General features: G+C 61.8%; 18 protein-coding genes and 3 pseudogenes. 13 read left to right on the forward strand and 8 right to left on the reverse strand.

The annotated features are described in order from the left end of the window. The first annotated feature begins 290 nt into the window (after positions 1-290). Together NJT13_RS15290 and NJT13_RS15295 are read left to right on the forward strand one after the other, a co-directional pair. Entirely contained in the window at positions 291-887 is a 597-nt protein-coding gene (locus NJT13_RS15290; protein WP_254522502.1) for a heme NO-binding domain-containing protein, read from the forward strand. 99 nt (positions 888-986) lie between these two features. Next, on the forward strand, positions 987-2,030 hold the full coding sequence (locus tag NJT13_RS15295; protein ID WP_254522503.1) for an NAD(P)/FAD-dependent oxidoreductase: 1,044 nt from the start codon (positions 987-989) through the stop codon (positions 2,028-2,030). 137 nt (positions 2,031-2,167) lie between these two features. Here the strand turns inward: NJT13_RS15295 and trkA are convergent, their stop codons facing one another. The 3 genes from trkA to NJT13_RS15310 all read right to left on the reverse strand — a co-directional run bounded on the left by trkA (position 2,168) and on the right by NJT13_RS15310 (position 5,126). Continuing rightward, a complete protein-coding gene (trkA, locus tag NJT13_RS15300; RefSeq protein WP_254522504.1) occupies positions 2,168-3,508 on the reverse strand; it encodes a Trk system potassium transporter TrkA in 1,341 nt (446 codons plus the stop codon). 634 nt (positions 3,509-4,142) lie between these two features. Next, positions 4,143-4,664 carry an SRPBCC family protein gene (locus NJT13_RS15305; protein ID WP_254522505.1) on the reverse strand — a complete coding sequence of 174 codons (522 nt, stop codon included), beginning with the start codon at positions 4,662-4,664 and terminating at the stop codon, positions 4,143-4,145. Positions 4,665-4,925: 261 nt separating this feature from the next. Next, a complete protein-coding gene (locus tag NJT13_RS15310; protein ID WP_254522506.1) occupies positions 4,926-5,126 on the reverse strand; it encodes a hypothetical protein in 201 nt (66 codons plus the stop codon). A 247-nt stretch (positions 5,127-5,373) separates the two neighbouring features. On the opposite strand from NJT13_RS15310, the gene NJT13_RS15315 reads away from it, so the two are divergent. Both NJT13_RS15315 and NJT13_RS15320 read left to right on the forward strand, forming a co-directional pair. Continuing rightward, complete coding sequence (locus tag NJT13_RS15315) at positions 5,374-5,562, forward strand: CbtB domain-containing protein (RefSeq protein ID WP_254522507.1); 189 nt, start codon at positions 5,374-5,376, stop codon at positions 5,560-5,562. Positions 5,563-5,564: 2 nt separating this feature from the next. Continuing rightward, positions 5,565-6,380, forward strand: coding sequence for a CbtA family protein (locus NJT13_RS15320; RefSeq protein WP_254522508.1), 816 nt, complete (start codon positions 5,565-5,567; stop codon positions 6,378-6,380). Between the two features lie 95 nt (positions 6,381-6,475). On the opposite strand, the pseudogene NJT13_RS15325 reads toward NJT13_RS15320, so the two are convergent. Next, positions 6,476-6,640 (reverse strand): annotated as a pseudogene (locus NJT13_RS15325) (IS1595 family transposase); the annotation flags it as partial. On the opposite strand from NJT13_RS15325, the gene NJT13_RS23535 reads away from it, so the two are divergent. Further along, positions 6,633-6,938, forward strand: coding sequence for a low temperature requirement protein A (locus tag NJT13_RS23535; RefSeq protein WP_425499765.1), 306 nt, complete (start codon positions 6,633-6,635; stop codon positions 6,936-6,938). The pseudogene NJT13_RS15325 and the gene NJT13_RS23535 overlap by 8 nt on opposite strands. Before the next feature lie 16 nt (positions 6,939-6,954). Here the strand turns inward: NJT13_RS23535 and NJT13_RS15330 are convergent. Beyond that, positions 6,955-7,292 (reverse strand): annotated as a pseudogene (locus tag NJT13_RS15330) (winged helix-turn-helix transcriptional regulator). Positions 7,293-7,539: 247 nt separating this feature from the next. Between NJT13_RS15330 and NJT13_RS15335 the strand changes: the two are divergent. Further along, positions 7,540-7,956, forward strand: a complete 417-nt coding sequence (locus NJT13_RS15335) for a DoxX family protein (RefSeq protein WP_254522509.1) — start codon at positions 7,540-7,542, stop codon at positions 7,954-7,956. A 330-nt stretch (positions 7,957-8,286) separates the two neighbouring features. Here NJT13_RS15335 and NJT13_RS15340 read toward each other — a convergent pair whose 3' ends face one another. The 3 genes and pseudogenes from NJT13_RS15340 to NJT13_RS15350 all read right to left on the reverse strand — a co-directional run bounded on the left by NJT13_RS15340 (position 8,287) and on the right by NJT13_RS15350 (position 9,951). After that, the gene (locus tag NJT13_RS15340; protein WP_254522510.1) at positions 8,287-8,835 is read right to left on the reverse strand and encodes a hydrolase; all 549 of its coding nucleotides are present in this window, start codon (positions 8,833-8,835) and stop codon (positions 8,287-8,289) included. 58 nt (positions 8,836-8,893) lie between these two features. Then, positions 8,894-9,205, reverse strand: a pseudogene (locus tag NJT13_RS15345) (VOC family protein); the annotation flags it as partial. 401 nt (positions 9,206-9,606) lie between these two features. After that, positions 9,607-9,951 (reverse strand): winged helix-turn-helix transcriptional regulator, encoded by a 345-nt coding sequence (locus tag NJT13_RS15350; protein WP_254522511.1) that lies wholly within the window; start codon positions 9,949-9,951, stop codon positions 9,607-9,609. Positions 9,952-10,027: 76 nt separating this feature from the next. Between NJT13_RS15350 and NJT13_RS15355 the strand changes: the two genes are divergently transcribed. From NJT13_RS15355 to coaBC, 7 genes are all read left to right on the forward strand, one after another. After that, positions 10,028-10,663 carry a VOC family protein gene (locus tag NJT13_RS15355; RefSeq protein WP_254522512.1) on the forward strand — a complete coding sequence of 212 codons (636 nt, stop codon included), beginning with the start codon at positions 10,028-10,030 and terminating at the stop codon, positions 10,661-10,663. Positions 10,664-10,708: 45 nt separating this feature from the next. Continuing rightward, a complete protein-coding gene (locus tag NJT13_RS15360) occupies positions 10,709-11,650 on the forward strand; it encodes a VOC family protein (RefSeq protein ID WP_254522513.1) in 942 nt (313 codons plus the stop codon). Then, the gene (locus tag NJT13_RS15365) at positions 11,650-12,249 is read left to right on the forward strand and encodes an alpha/beta hydrolase (RefSeq protein ID WP_254522514.1); all 600 of its coding nucleotides are present in this window, start codon (positions 11,650-11,652) and stop codon (positions 12,247-12,249) included. Before NJT13_RS15360 ends, NJT13_RS15365 begins: the two co-directional genes overlap by 1 nt. Continuing rightward, positions 12,249-12,680: a helix-turn-helix domain-containing protein gene (locus tag NJT13_RS15370; protein ID WP_254522515.1), complete on the forward strand. Its 432-nt coding sequence runs from the start codon at positions 12,249-12,251 to the stop codon at positions 12,678-12,680. The genes NJT13_RS15365 and NJT13_RS15370 overlap by 1 nt, the downstream gene beginning before the upstream one ends. Before the next feature lie 106 nt (positions 12,681-12,786). Beyond that, entirely contained in the window at positions 12,787-13,524 is a 738-nt protein-coding gene (locus NJT13_RS15375; protein ID WP_254525471.1) for an NAD(P)/FAD-dependent oxidoreductase, read from the forward strand. A gap of 10 nt (positions 13,525-13,534) precedes the next feature. Then, the gene (locus NJT13_RS15380; RefSeq protein WP_254522516.1) at positions 13,535-14,269 is read left to right on the forward strand and encodes a competence/damage-inducible protein A; all 735 of its coding nucleotides are present in this window, start codon (positions 13,535-13,537) and stop codon (positions 14,267-14,269) included. Positions 14,270-14,403: 134 nt separating this feature from the next. Next, positions 14,404-15,576 (forward strand): bifunctional phosphopantothenoylcysteine decarboxylase/phosphopantothenate--cysteine ligase CoaBC, encoded by a 1,173-nt coding sequence (gene coaBC / locus NJT13_RS15385; RefSeq protein WP_254522517.1) that lies wholly within the window; start codon positions 14,404-14,406, stop codon positions 15,574-15,576. The last annotated feature ends 110 nt before the right edge of the window (positions 15,577-15,686 follow it).

Genomic DNA, 15,686 nt, shown 5'->3' on the forward strand with positions numbered 1-15,686 from the left:
TCGAAATGAGCGGAGAACCCGATCGGTCGTCCGGTCGAGCGAGCGGGGCCCCGACTGGAGACCGACTCGAGATGCGACACGGGTGGACATCGTCTGTGGAGATAGCGAAACGTTGCGGCAGGATTTTGCCTCTATCGGAAATAATTATATGAGATGAGTGGGAGGGCGTAAACATGCTCGCTTTACGACGAGACTTGTCGGCGATTTGTACAAACGGTGCGTCTCGGGACCAGAACACGACTCGCGCCATCGAACCGCGTTACAGCGGGTTCTGACCGAGAGGACCACACATGCACGGAATACTGTTCATGGGATTGAAAAGTTTCGTCGCCGAAACGTACGATATGGCGACCTGGCGGCAACTCCAGGAAGACGCGGGGGTCGAACACAGGCGATACATCCCGATTTCCACGTACCCGGACGAGGAACTGATCGCGCTCGTCGAAGCCGCCGTGGACCACACCGGCATCGAGCAATCGGAACTCCTGCGAACGTTCGGTCGCTACGTCGTCCCCACGCTCGTCGACATGTACGGCATCTTCATCGACGACGCGTGGACCGGGCTGGATCTCGTCGAAAACGTCGAGGGTGCGATCCACGAAGTCCTCAGAAAGGGCGACTCCCTCGAGTACGAACCGCCGGCGATCACGGCGACGCGGGTCGACACCGACGTCGTACTCGTCACGTACGGATCGCGGCGGGACCTCTGTGCGGTCGCGCTGGGACTGCTCGAAGGGATCGGCGACCACTACGACGAATCGTTCGAGGTCTTCGAGCACCGGTGTCGACACGAGGGTGCATCGGCGTGCGAACTCGTCGCCGTCGGCGACGGCACGACCTCGTGGCAGGCGAGCAGCCTGGTCGACGACCACCTCGAGGCGACGTGAGGGCGCCTGCGGGCCTCGAAAACGCCACCCCGTCCCTCAGAACGACGGCCGTCCACCGTTTGGGACGGGTACTTTCCCGTTCGCGTTCGAACCACGACCATGATCCGAATCGGGATCGTCGGCGCGGGAGCGGCAGCCGCAGCAGCGACCTACGTGCTCGAGACCGCAGCGACCGAGACGGAACTCACGGTTCTCGAGAAATCGCGCGGACTCTCCGGGCGGGCCGCGACCAGGCGTCGCGACGGCGTGGTCTACGACTACGGGGCGAACTACGTCAAATCCGACGACGAGCGCGTCACGGCGCTACTGACTGAGACGCTCGACACGGACGGACTGGTCGACGTCACCGATCCGGTCTGGACGTTCGACGGCGACGGTGACATTTCGGAGGGCGACGGTCGCGACGACCACAAGTGGACGTACCGTCGCGGCTTGACCCAGATCGCGAAGCGACTGTTCGCTCGCACCGACGCGACCGTCCACCGCGAGACGCGGGTTACGGGTCTGCTCAGGGACCCGGAAACCGAACGCTGGTGGCTCGAGGACGAGGACGGACGGTCGTGGGGTCCGTTCGACCGTCTCCTCCTGAACCCGCCGGCACCGCAGACCGCGGAATTGCTCCGGTCGGCCGACTGGAAGTCGGAGGCCCGCGACTCGCTCGCGGCTGCCGCGGAGCGGGTCCCCTACCGCACGATCTGGAGCGGAATCTTCCACTACCCGTTCGAACTCGAGCGGCCGTACTACGCCCTCGTCAACACGGACAGGGACCACGAGATCGGCTGGGTCAGCCGTGAAGAATGTAAGGCCGGACACGTTCCGGACGGCGAATCGCTGCTGGTCGTCCAGGCCACCCCCGAGTGGTCGGTCGCTCACTACGACGAGTCGGCGACGGCGAACGGGGAGCGCCTCGCGGAACTGACCGCCGATCTGCTTTCCGACCGGCGACTGCGCGACCCCGATTGGACCGATCACCAGGGCTGGCGGTACGCGTTACCCGACGACGGCGTCGACGGCGACCCCGTCCGGCGCGCCGAACGCGAGGGACTGTACTGTCTCGGCGACTGGGTCGCCGGGCAGGCGCGCGTCCACGCGGCGCTTCGCAACGGCCTCGAGGTCGGCCAACGCGTCCTCGACCATCGCTAGCCGGACGGCGAGACTGGCGGTGCCGACAGGCGGTAACGAGACCAACGGAGTGGATAGCCTGGTGGCGAGCCCGGGGAAACGGGCGCTGGAGTAGCGATCGCGAGGCGCGAGACACTACAGTAGCGCAACCGGGGCGTCTACAGCGACGCGGTGACCTCGTTCAGCACGTCGGTATCGACGAACAGGACGACGTGGTCTCCGGATTCGACGACGGTCTCGCCACGGGGCGTGATCAATTCCTCGTCCCGTGTGATCGCTCCGATGACGATTCCGCTCGGAAGTTGGGCCATTACGTCGTCGATCCGACGCTCGAACAACAGGCTGTCGCGGTCGACCTCGATCTCGAGGACCTCCGCGCGGTCGGACTCGAGCATGGCGACGTTTTCGGTCTGTTGCTCGCGGGTGAAGCGGGTGATCTCCTCGGCGGTCACGAGTCGCGGATTGACCCCGACGTCGATCCCGACCGTCTCGAAGAGATCGACGTACTCGCCAGCCTCGACGACGCCGATGGTGCGCTCGGCGCCGATCTGCTTGGCGAGCAACGAGACGAGCAGGTTCTTCTCGTCGCTCTCGAGGGTGGCGACGACGAGATCCGACTCGTCGACGTGCTCCCGAACCAGGAAATCGATGTCCGTCGCGTCGCTCTGCAAGACCAGCGTCTCCGGCAGCATCTCGGCCAGTTTCCGTGCCCGCACGGGGTCCCGTTCGACGAGTCGCAGGTCGAGGCCTCGCTCCTCCTCGAAGAGACGGGCCGTCTGGTAGCCGATCTCGCCGCCGCCGACGATGACGACCTCGTTGACGTCCTCGAGTGACGGTTCGGGCGTCAGAGTGCCCGCGAACGCGCGGACGCTCTCCTCGGAACCGATCACGACGACGGCGTCGCCTTCCCGGATGACCGTATCGCCCGTCGGGACGATGACGTCGTCACCGCGCAAGAGGGCGGCGAACGTCAGCGACGCGTAGCGGTCGGCCTCCGAGACCGTTTCGCCGGCGATCGGGCTCCCAGTCGCGACCTCGAACTCGGCCATCCTGACGAGTCCACCGGCGAACGTATCGACGTCGTGGGCGCCGGGCAGGCCCGCGATACGGACGATCGTCTCCGCGGTCTGGAGGTTCGTACAGACCATGAAATCGACGCCGAACGCACCCGCCGAGTGTTCCCAGGTCCGCAGGAGGTTCGTCTTCTTCACCCGAGCGATCGTAAACGGCGTGCCGACGGCTTTGGCCGCGCCGCAGACGACGACGTTCGTCTCGTCGACGTCCGTACTCGCGATGACCAGACCGGCGTTCTCGATCCCGGCCTGCTCGAGCGTCTCGATCGACGTCCCGTCGCCTTCGATCGCCAGTACGTCGTGGGAGTAGGTGATCGACTCTACCTTCTCGGGATCGGTGTCGATCACGACGACGTTGTGTTCGTCGTCCAGGCTCTCGGCGATGTTCGAACCGACCTGTCCAGCACCGACGACGATCACGCGCACCGGCGTCTCACCCGCGTGTGTCGCGAACTCGAGGTGGCGAAGGGTTCGTCCATGTCGGTGACGACCACCCCGAGCAGCAAGTGGGTTTGGCCTGATCGTTTCGGTGCGAACTCGGCAGCGTAATCCGGGCGATCGATCCACGTCCGGGAACCGAACGGCACCCTGAGGCGGTGCCTCGATCGAACGGCATACGTAGTACTGTATTTTTACTTAGAATTATACGTGACTGTCACGAGGCCACTTTTCGTCCCGGGCGGCATGGGCCCACCGGAGTTGATGATACTGCTCGTCGTGCTCGTTTTCTACCTGGTCGTCCCGCTCGTCGTTCTCGTTGCCGCACTCAAATTCCTCGACGGGCGCCGCGGCTACGACGAGCGGATCGCGGCCCTCGAACGGCGGATCGACGAACTCGAAAACGAACGGCGAGAGCGGTGCGGTCGCGTCCGACCGATTCGGAGCCGTCTCGCGGTTCTATCGTCCTCCGACGGGCGGAACGGCGCGGGGAGACGGTCCGACGGGCGGAACGACGCGGATAGACGGGCACTCCGACGATCGTCGGAGTCGGTGGCGACGAGGGAGAACGTCTCGATCGGAGAGCGGCGTTTCCGTCGAAGTCAGGTCGTCAGCCGTCGGGCTACGGCATTTCGTGAACCGTCAACTCGACCTCTCTCGAGCGACCTTCGATGTCCGCGACCAGCCGCTTTACGACCTGCTCGGCCTCGTCGAGGAGTTTCGGCTCGACTTTCTTGACGACCCAGTCCACGGAGACGAACCGCGGCAGCGAAATCGCGTTTTTGTTCGCCGAGTGCGGATCGTAACGGGCCTCGAAGTAGATCCGACTGGCCGTTTCTTCGGTCGACGGTGCCGACTCCGGTTCCGGTTCGACCCGCCACTCCCCGCGGGCGTCGATGTCCCTGACGAGTTGCCACTCGAGTGACTCCGGCGCGGAAACGTCGATCACCTTCGAGCGGGCGGTGTAGCTGAGTTTCCACCAGGCGAGTTCGAGTTCGTACACGGAGCCGACGGTGCCGTCTCCGCGAACGCGAACGTCCGTCAGGTGGTCCGTATATCGCGTATAGTCGGCAAATGACCGCACGTACGGAAAGACCTCCTCGGGCGACCGATGGGCGAGCGTGCTGAGAAGAATTCTGTCCACGACCGTCGTAGGGCCGGTTCGAACGTAAGGATTACTCTCCGGTCGACCGCCACCGACTCGAGTCCGAATCGACGGCGCATACCGTCACGCGGGCCGTCGACGAGGTCACTCTCGAAACGTGCGACGCGGAATGAAACTCTAGTGGCCGTCAGACACTACGGCCGCTCCCGCTGGACCGGGTACTGTCTCGAGTGGTCGGTTCTCGAGGGAGTCGGACACGACGTGACGCTACAGTCCGTCGGGGTTTCCCCGGCCGTTCCGTCAGTAAACGTACAACACGAATACTGTAAGAGCGATGCCGCCGGTGATGCTGATGGCGATGGCGACGATCACCGCGAGGGTCACGTCGAACTGCAGGAGCAGGATCACGAGGAGCAGAGAGACGTAATGGAGGAACGCGACGACCAATCCGAGCGTCAGCCACTTCCGTCGCATCGATACGGCTCCGTTCGGTCCGTCCATACACTCCAACTCGGAATCCGACCGTTTAGCGATTGGGACCGGTCGCGACGATCGACCGGCCCGACGACTGAGCACCGTCCGCCGTCGTCCGGAACGATCACTGTCACTCATCGTCCCGACGAACGAAGAACGCGATATCCGGCCGCCGCCTCGGAGTCTCGAGGGACCGCGCAGTTACCGGTCGGACTGGCAACTGTTCTTCGAAACTTTTACAACCAATATTGATCTTGTGCAAGTTAGGTTGAGTATGGCTACGGTATCAGACTCCGTTCACGGTCGAATCGAACACGCACAAACGCGTCTCACGCCGGCGCAGTTGGTTGCCGGCTTCCTCCTGATCGCTGCGCTCGGCTTTACGCTCCTGTTCGTACAGGAACCGCTGGTCCACGACTCCCTGCACAATTTCCGACACGCGGCTGGCATCACCTGCCACTGAGCATGCTCGCCGAGTACCTCACGCGAGGAGTGAAAGCGGGGCTCGTCGCCGGGCTCGTATTCGGCCTGTTCATGGCGATCGTCGCCAACCCGCTCGTCGCCTACGCCGACGAACTGAACCACGCCGCCGCAGCGGACGGACCCGACACCCACCACAGCCACGGACAGGACGCCGAACACGGCCACGGACACGATGCCCACGACGGCGGGGAAAAAGGGGACCACCACGACACCGCCGTTTCGATGGGTGTAAACAAGACGGTGAGCGTCATCTCCGGCGGACTGTGGGCCGTCCTGCTCGGCGGCGCGGTGTTCGGGCTCGGGTTCTACGTCCTCGAACCCGCGATTCCCGGAACGGGGGCGACCAAGAGCTACGTGCTGGGGCTCGCCGGATTCATCACCGTCTCCGGCGCACCGTGGCTGGTGCTTCCGCCGGCGTCACCGGGTGCCCAGCAGTCGTTACCGGTCGGGATCCGTCTCCTGCTGTACGGCGGGATGATGGTGGCCGGCGGGCTCACCTGTCTGCTGGCCGGCAGCGTCTACACTCGGTTGCGCGAATCGAACGGCGGTGCGGTCGCCGCCGTCGGCGCAGTGGTCCCGTTCGTGCTGCTCGCGATTCCAACCGTCCTGGCGCCGACGAACACCGTTCGAGGGGCGCTTTCACCGGGTCTGCGGGCCGGCCTGACGGGATTGTTCGTATTCGGACAGCTACTGGTGTGGCTGGTGCTCGCGACGACGCACGCGCAATTCCGATCGGCGGACGACTCGAGCGCGGAGTTCGGGACCTCGAGTCCCGATCCGGCGGTCACGACGGACTGACGTGGTCCGAACGAGGTGGGCCGCGAAATCGGGCTCACCGGTACCGAACTGGGCTGTGCGCGCGACCGGGACGCCGAGTACTGAACACCGCGCTCTTATGTAGAGCTGTGGGATGCCCCCATAGCAAGGCAGTCGATGACGCTTACGAGGGATGCGCCAGCGAGATTCAATGAACGGATGATTCCAAATGTGTGAGCAGCCTGCTCCAAGCCGTGCTTGGACAGGCCGCGGAACTTCCGTAGCCACGGTTTGATGAGTGCTGGAATTATCTTCAGTGCTTTCGGTATCGAAGAGTTGGTCGCTCATCTCGGGAGAACTCCGGAGTTGATTCCGACGGTTTCATTATACGGAGGTGGGGCATTCTTCTTGTTCGGTCGTGGCGCATTCCAACGGCGTGAAACCGATTACTTCAGCATACCTGGGTTGATTATCGGAATTATCATTCTACTCGCTATCTCGCTGGGGATTCGGCTGCCTGCATTGGCTGTCTTGGGTTCTATTGTCGTCCTGTTCAGCGGGCTCGTGGTGTACGAAGTGAGAATACAGAGACGTTCATAGAAACCCTCGCTTGATCCTATAGCCACTCGTCGGACCAGGCTTCGATTTCATCGAAGACGGGGCAAAGTGACTGTCCTTTCTCCGTTAGTGAGTAGTATGTAGCGACAGGTGAGTCTTCTTCAAGGCGACGTGTGACAAACTCGATTTCTTGGAAATCGTCGAGAACCCGAGAGAGAGTTCGGGAACTCGCCCCGGTAGAGCGTTTGAGTTCGTTGAATCGTTTTCACCGTTTTGCAGGTCGTGGAGTACGATGAGTCTTCACTGGGAACCAATCTGGTTGAGTGAATCGATGATTGAACACGCTTCATCGTCGTACTGTTCTTCAGATTCGGACTGTCTATTTGTTTGGCTCATTGGTCTGTTCTTAGATGCCCAGAGGTCCTGCGTCCACAATAGGTTCGATTACGAACTAGGTACCATTATGAAACCTGCAGTAACACCGATGTCGTCGGATAACACCGACGTTTTCTGATAACACTAATGTCAGATAAGATATTAGTTGGTTCCAGAACAAACTAGGTAACGTTGTGATATCAGACACGCTTATCCAACTGACCGCACCGCACACCAGCCAGTCGCAGACTCGGGAGGTGACCCGATAATGGCAATCGACGCAGGATTCGGCGCAATCGGCTTCCTCGCCGCGCGTGTACTCTTCGGGGGCCTCCTCGCGTTCCAAGGACTCAACAACTTCCAGAACGCTGAGACCATGACCGGATACGCCCAAGCGAAGGGCGTTCCCGCCGCCCGGGCGAACGTCCTGCTTTCCGGTGGGATTCTCGTCTTCGGAGGGCTAGGTATCGTCTTCGGAGCCTTCCCTGCGATTGCCGCTGGGGCAGTCGCAATTTTCCTCCTCGTTGTGACCCCCATGATGCACAACTTCTGGGCCGTGCCCAAAGACCAGCAGCAGGCCGAGATGACGAACTTCATCAAGAACCTCGAACTCCTCGGCGCGACAGTGGTCTTCCTCGCCCTCGGGAGTGAGCCATGGGCCTACGCGCTGGACATCGGGCTCTAAACAGCCCCGTAACAGTTGACCCCGATAGCAGCAATCTAACCGAACCGCCCGAATTTCATCACGTTGCGTCCATCTCGAATGAGCCACAGCGGAACGTGGATTTCTACACCGAATTTCGACCTGAGATTCGTCAAACTCCCCACCTGGTTTCCACCCATCATACACATGGGAAAATAACGTTGTAACCGTCCTACTCAGCGTCTGCAGGCGTATCGAAGTCGTGGAGTGATGCCCTTCTCCTTCGTGAAAATATTCAGGACCGCAGCAACCCCATCATCGGAAATCGTCGAGGTACAAGAAATAAGAGCGGGATGAATAGTGTGCTAGTTCTCAACCCCTGAGGAAATCCCCGTATTCGACAGTCATCCCGAAATCGCCAGCATTCTCGATGGAAATCTGGTGTGCGTCTCTTGCACCCTCTGCAGCCCAATCACGCTGAACCTCGTAGAGGACCTGCGCCCAGGTGACCGGCGTCGCACCCGCATCGATGACCCGCTCGAGTGCCAGTTCGTGATCAGTGTCGGTTCGGCCACCACAAGCGTCAGCTACCACATAGACATCGTAGCCTGCTTCCAGTGCCGATAGTGCCGCGAAGCAGACACAGACCTCCGTCCAGAGACCCGCCATAACGAGTCGATCTTGTCCGGTTGCTTCGACGGCCTCAACGTACGCCTCGTTTTCCCAGGAATTCAACGTCGTGCGGTCAACTACCGCTTCGTTTGGGAAGTGGTCTGTAATCTCGTCAAAGAGTGGTCCGTTGTGTTCCTTGCCGATCGTCGACAGGACCACCGGGATATCGTAGGCATCTGCTATTTTTGCGAGACCAGCAACATTGTTCTTGAGCCTGTCAGTTTCGATAGAATTGATGCCAAGGACCATCTCCGGTTGGTGGTCGATGAACGTTATCGCACAGTTTTCCCGCGTGAGCAACTGGTCGCTTGCGAATCTCTTCGAGGCGTTCCGGCTTGTACCTGAACGCGAGGTGGTGGACTGCACCGATTCCCGGTCGTTGTTGACCCTGATGGGATTGGCGGTCTTCCTGAACGAAGAACGAAAGCATCCGACCATCGCCCGTATGGAAAAACAGGTGAGTGACGTCGGGTGCGTCAAGGTTAGGCTGGCGTAATACCAATGGCATTCCCAGCACGTCGCGGTAGAACGCAACGGTGTCCGCTTCGTTGCTTCCGACGAGAGTAATGTGATCGGTCCCCGCGAGCTGAGGCGCACTTTCGGGGCGCTCGGCCGTCACGGGAGGTTGGTCATCTTTGGTCGTGGATTGACATCTGCCATAGCTTGACCCCCGTGAGACGTTCACTGTCGAATCGTTAAAACGCTTCGAGGAAACCTGATAAACTGTTTATGTACGTGTGATTGAGATCACTCATGCTGGTCTAATACGCCATATGTCACAGCGATGTGTTCGAGTCCCGTCTGTACATTTCGTGTGTGACCGTCTGCTGGTGGTGACTTTCGAAGATGCGGTTAACAAACTGGTTTCTCCCTGACATCCATCCGGTGAAACCATGGTTGCGGTCTGCGATACAATTCCGACACTAAAACTCCGTGATCAACATTACAGCTCACCATCGAGACCAGCACCCAGCAGCTAGTTCAAGCACTGTGGTCAGTCTGCGGACCTCTGATGGACGGCTATTCGCCCCCCCATTCTTTTGACCACTCCTCTAGTTCGTCGAACACTGGACAAAGCGATTCGCCTTTTGCTGTAAGGCTATAGTAGGTGGCCACGGGAGAATCTTCTTCGAGGCGTCGACTAACGTAACCCAGCTCTTGGAGGTCGTCCACGACGCGCGACAGGGTCCGACTGGACGCGCCGGTTGAGCGCTTGAGTTCGTTAAACCGCTTTTCACCTTGCTGGAGGTCATAGAGGACGACGAGTCTCCACTGCGACCCGAGTTGAGTGATCGAGTCGATGACGTTACACGCGTCTTCACCGAGGGGTTGATCGTCTTCTGAATCAGGTTGAGGTACTGGCATCGTTGTTACCTAGTGCTGTTCTTGTCCGCGAGGGATTATAGTGGTTCGGAAACGAACCTAGTAACACAGCGATACCATGACTGAAAATCAATCCACAACCACCGAACCACCTGTGACCGCTGCTTCTCCGGAGAGCGCACTCCACGTGTCCGGATTAGATCACGTCTCGATCATCGGCAGTAACGTCGAGGACACCGTTGCGTTCTACCGCGACGTCCTCGGCATGTCGCTCGTTCTCAAACAGCCAAATCTCGACGCGCCAAACGTCACCCATCTGTTCTTCGATACGGGTGACGGACGGGTTCTCACGTTCTTCGTCGAAGAAGGTCGTGAGTCAAACAACGGTCGTCAGCGAACACCGATTGGCGGCGTCCACCATCTCGCGTTCCGATTCGACCCCGAACGTCTCGAAGAGATCCGTGCTTCACTCGAAGAACACGATTATCACTACAACGAGTTCGATCGTGGGATCTTCCACTCGCTGTACACTAGAGATCACAACGGACTCGTCATCGAACTCGCGACGGACAAATTCGAGATTCCCGACGATCGACGCGGAGAGGTGCTTGCACTCACTCAAAAGAAACGCCTTCAAGCTGGCGCGAAGTATGCAAAGGGCGAACACCTCGAAACCGCGCTCGAAGAACTCGGGCTTCCCGTCGAACGGAAACCACTTCCTGACGCACAGTCCGGTGCGGCCGGACTCAACTAAGCCAGCCCCACTCGAAACGACTCGCTGTACGACGACTCACCTCGCATGCTAACAGATACCCCCGGAATCCACCATATCACAGGGATCGTTCGCGACGCCCAGCAGAACGTCGACTTCTATACGGACGTACTTGGGCTACGACTCCTCAAGCACACGGTGAACTTTAACGAGAAGTTCACGCGTCACCTTTTCTACGGTGACGAAACCGGCTCACCCGGCTCAGCCTTGACCTTCTTCCCGTATCCAGCAGAGGAGGACGGACGGGTCGGAAAGCCACAAATAAGCACTGCCGCGCTGGTTATCCCACCGAACTCGGCCGTCTACTGGCGAGACCGACTCACGGCGCACGACCTCAACGTCACGGAGTCCGAACGGTTCGACGAGACGGTGCTTCGATTCACTGACCCGGACGGCACACAACTCGAACTCGTCACCGGCGAGTCGTCCGTGGAGCCGTGGACGGACGGGCCAGTTCACGAGCGTCACGCGATTCGTGGCATCCACGGCGTAACGTTACTCTCGGCGAACGTCTTCGTCACCGCGAGCGTGCTGGACACACTCGGGTTCGAACTCGTCGATCAGGAGGGCGACCGCGTTCGGTATCAGGCACCGGGTGACCGAGCGACGGTCGTCGATCTCCTCGAACGAGACGCCGAATTTGGCCGCGAGGGCGCGGGGTCAATCCATCACGTCGCCGTGCGCGTCCCAGAGAAAGATCACCTCTACGAATGGTACGACCTCTTCCGAGAGCGCGGATACGACGTTTCCCGAGTGAAGGACCGACACTTCTTCCACTCGTTGTACGTCCGCGAACCGGGTGGTATCCTCTTCGAACTTGCGACGGAGCGACCGGGACTCACGGTCGATGCTGACCACGACACGCCCGAGCAGTCGCTGTATCTCCCACCGTGGCTCGAAGAAGACCGCGACATGATCGAGAGCCAATTACAGCCCCTCGACCGCTCACCCACTTCGGAGACGAACTAATGGAGCGGGACTCCGGTTCGAACGATACAGGAGCGACCCCACACGAAGGGCAACCGATAGCGACCGCTGGCGCACCACCACAAGTGGCCGACGCAGCCGTCGTCATGCTTCACGGTCGCGGATCGACTGCACAGAGTATCCTCACGCTTATCGACGAATTTCTGCATCACGGCGTGATGTATCTCGGTCCGCAAGCAGCCCACAGTTCGTGGTACCCCCGCTCCGGGTATGCACCGCTCGAGGACAACGAACCGTGGTTTTCCTCAGCCATGGGGCGCGTATCAGCAGCACTCGAGACGGCTGCTGACGCAGATGTCCCTCCCGAACGCACGCTCCTCTTCGGGTTCTCGCAAGGCGGATGTCTCGCAGGCGAATTCGTCGCACGAAACCCCCGTCGATACGGCGGCCTCGTCGTGTTGTCTGGGAGCCTCCTCGGACCAGACCCGAGACGGGACCACGGTGGCTCTCTCGACGGAACGCCAGTATTCCTCGGGAGCAGTACCGAAGATCCGTACGTGCCCGCCGAGCGCGTTCACGACTCGGCACGCACGTTCGAACAACTCGATGGAAACGTACAGAGCAGACTCTCGATTCCGTGATGGCGCTCGCGGCCCGTCACCTCGATCTCGGTGGCCTGTTCCAGTCACAGCGACGCGGTAACTGTTTCAGGTGGCGCTTGCTCATGCCGTCCGACGAGAACGTCGACGTGTTCCACGAACAGGTGGAAGAAAGCCTCGACGAGGGGATTCAGTTTACCCTCGAACGACTCTGTGATGCCGAACAGTTGAACTACGATTCGTTAGCAACGGTTTCGATACCCCGAGAACAGCGGAACACGATCCGGGCTGCCATCCAACACGGATACTACGAGACGCCGCGAGATATCACGGTCGGTGAACTCGCGGAGGTCCTCGACGTCCCGCAGTCGACGGTATCCTATCGCCTCCGCCAGGCCGAAGCACAACTCGCCAAAGGATACCTGCATCGGACCGACGAGAAGTTCCGAACGCAAGTCAGCCACCACACGTGACCCGATACGTATTCGCGGGCCTTTCGGTGGGCCCGACCTCGATCCTCCCTCGAGAACCCCAGTGGGAGACGATATCTTCTATACTCAGGCCAAACAACCGCGGGCCATGCGAGACGTTTGTATCGTCGGCGGAGGCGTCGCGGGCCTCGCCGCTTCGATCTTTACCGCTCGCGCGGGCCTGGACACCCTCGTCGTCGACGGCGGAGAGTCCATTCTCGCGCGCAACGCCAGCCTCGAGAACTACCCCGGCTTCCCCGACGGGATCGACGCTCGACGGTACCTTCACCTGAGTCGCGAACAGGCCGAAAACGCCGGCGTCGAGTTCGAACTCGCTCGAGTGACGAGCATCGAGCCGGTCGACGAGCGGGCCCTCGAAGACGGATTCGTCCTCGAGACGGAGGGAGGCGAGCCGCTCGAAGCGCGACGCGTCGTCGCGGCCTCGTGGTCCGATAGCGACTACCTGGTCCCGCTCGACGTGGGCCGAATCCAGCGCGGGAGCAAGCACTTCGTCTCGGTCGACGACGGGGGTCGAACGGCCGTCGACGGCGTCTACGCCGCGGGTCGGCTCGCGGACGAACCGCACCAGGCGATCGTCGCGGCCGGTCACGGGGCGAAAGTCGGACTCGCGGTGATTCACGATTCGGACGCCAACTTCTATCACGACTGGGTCGCACCCGCAGGGTACTTCACCGGCCGCGGCCGCGAGGTGCCGCCGTGTTGCGAAGAGATCGACGACGCGGAACGGCGGGCGCGCGACGAACGGGCGCGGGAGCGGCTGCTCGAGGCCTTCGAGGAGCCGCTCGACGAGGTGCCGACGATGCACCCGAGCGTCGCGGAGGAGTGAGTCGAGGGCGATGGAGGTAGCAATCCTGACCGTCGGCGACGAGGTGCTCGCCGGCGATATCGCGAACGCGAACGCACAGTGGCTCGCGACGCGGCTGACGGACGGCGGTGCGACCGTCGCCCGGATTCTCACCGTGCCGGACGATCGAGAACTCATCGAGACGAAAGTTCGAACGTGGACGGACGCGTTCGACGCCGCGATCGTCACCGGCGGACTCGGCGGGACGCACGACGACGTCACCGCCGATGCGATCGCCGACGCATTCGATCGCGACCTCGTGGTCTACGATTCCGTCCGTCGCGACGTCGTCCGGACCGTGGCGGCGTACCGGGACGCGAACCCCGAACGGGTCGCGGCCCACGACCTCGACATCGACGTCGACGCGTGGGCGGCGCTGCCGGCCGGGAGCCGGCCGCTCCTGAACCCCGAGGGACTCTGTCCGGCCTGCGTCCTCGAGAACGTCTACGCGTTCCCGGGCGTCCCCGCGGAGATGCGGGCGTTGTTCGAGGGCGTCGCCGGGGAATTCCGCGGCGACGCGATCGCGCGAACGGTCTATACGCCACAGCCGGAAGGATCGATGGTCGACGCGATCGCGGGCGTGCGCGACCGCTTCGACGTGACGATCGGAAGCTATCCCGACACGACGGGGCGAAACAGGCTGAAAGTGACCGGGACGGACCCCGAAACCGTCGACGCGGCGGTCGCGTGGCTCTCCGACCGAGTCGAACTCGAGACGGACGAGTGAGCGCTCGTGGGGACGAACGACGGACGGAGAGGGTCGGCTCCGCGGACGAGACGACCGCGTGGCGTGCGTTCGCGCGCCCTGGCGTCCGCCCATCTCAGCAAGCTTGAAGCGCTCCCGGTGGAAACTCCAGACGAATGCTCGAGGGAGTCAACGTCGCGCTCGGGGTAACGGGGTCGATCGCGGCCGTCAAGACGGTCGAACTGGCCCACGAGTTGCGACGACAGGGTGCCGCGGTTCGCGGGGTGATGACCGACAGCTCGCGGGGGATCGTCCACCCCTGGGCCGTCGAGTTCGCCACCGAGAACGACGTCGTCACCGAAATTACCGGGAGCGTCGAACACGTCGAACTCTGTGGCTACGACGGGTGGGCCGACGTCTTTCTGATCGCGCCCGCGACGGCGAACACCGTGGGAAAGATCGCCGGCGCGGTGGACGACACGCCAGTGACGACGTGTGCGACGACCGCGCTCGGCGCCGGGACGCCGGTCGTCGTCGCGCCCGCGATGCACGAACCGATGTACGACCATCCCGGCGTTCTCGAGGCGATCGACACGGTTTCCGAGTGGGGTGTCGACTTCGTCTCCCCGCGGATCGAGGAGGGGAAAGCGAAGATCGCGAGCGAGGAAGCGATCGTCTGCGACGTCGCCCGCGCGGCGGGCGATCGCCCGCTCGCGGACGAGCACGTCGTCATCACGAGCGGTGCGACCAGCGAGCCGATCGATCCGGTCCGCGTCATCACGAACCGTTCGTCGGGCAAGATGGGCCGCGCCGTCGCGAAGGCCTGCTACGTCCGCGGTGCGGACGTGACCCTCGTTCAGGACGGCGAAGACGTCCCGTACGCCGAAGTTCGGCGAGTCGAGAGCGCCGAAGAGATGCTCGCGGCCACGACCGCGGCCTGCGAGAATGCCGACGCGCTCGTTTCGGCGGCCGCCATCGGCGACTACACCGTCGAGACGGCCGACGAGAAGATTCGATCGGGTCGGGAACTGACGCTCGAACTCGAGCAGACGCCGAAGCTCATCGACGAGGTTCGCGACGAGTACCCCGACCTCCCGATCGTCGGCTTCAAGACCGAAACCTCCGGCGACGAGGAAGTGATGATCGAAAAAGCCCGTCGCACCCTCGAACGGACCGATCTCGTGTTCGTCGTTGCCAACGACGCGAGCGTCATGGGCGCGGAGACGACGACGGCACTGCTGGTCCACGCGGCCGACGCAGCCAGATACGAGGGGACGAAAGCGGGCCTCGGTGGCGAGATCGCAGCGTCGATCGCGACGGTGCTGGCCGACGACTCCGGGTCCGATTGATCGATTGGTCGATCGATCGAAAAGATGAATCAATTCCTGTGCCCGTCAGGAGAATTATATGGGTTCGGTTCATTCGACCGAACTAATGGGTCTACGAACAGGTATGAAAG

The organism is Natrinema caseinilyticum (assembly GCF_024227435.1).
In the GTDB taxonomy this organism is placed as follows: Archaea; Halobacteriota; Halobacteria; order Halobacteriales; family Natrialbaceae; genus Natrinema; species Natrinema caseinilyticum.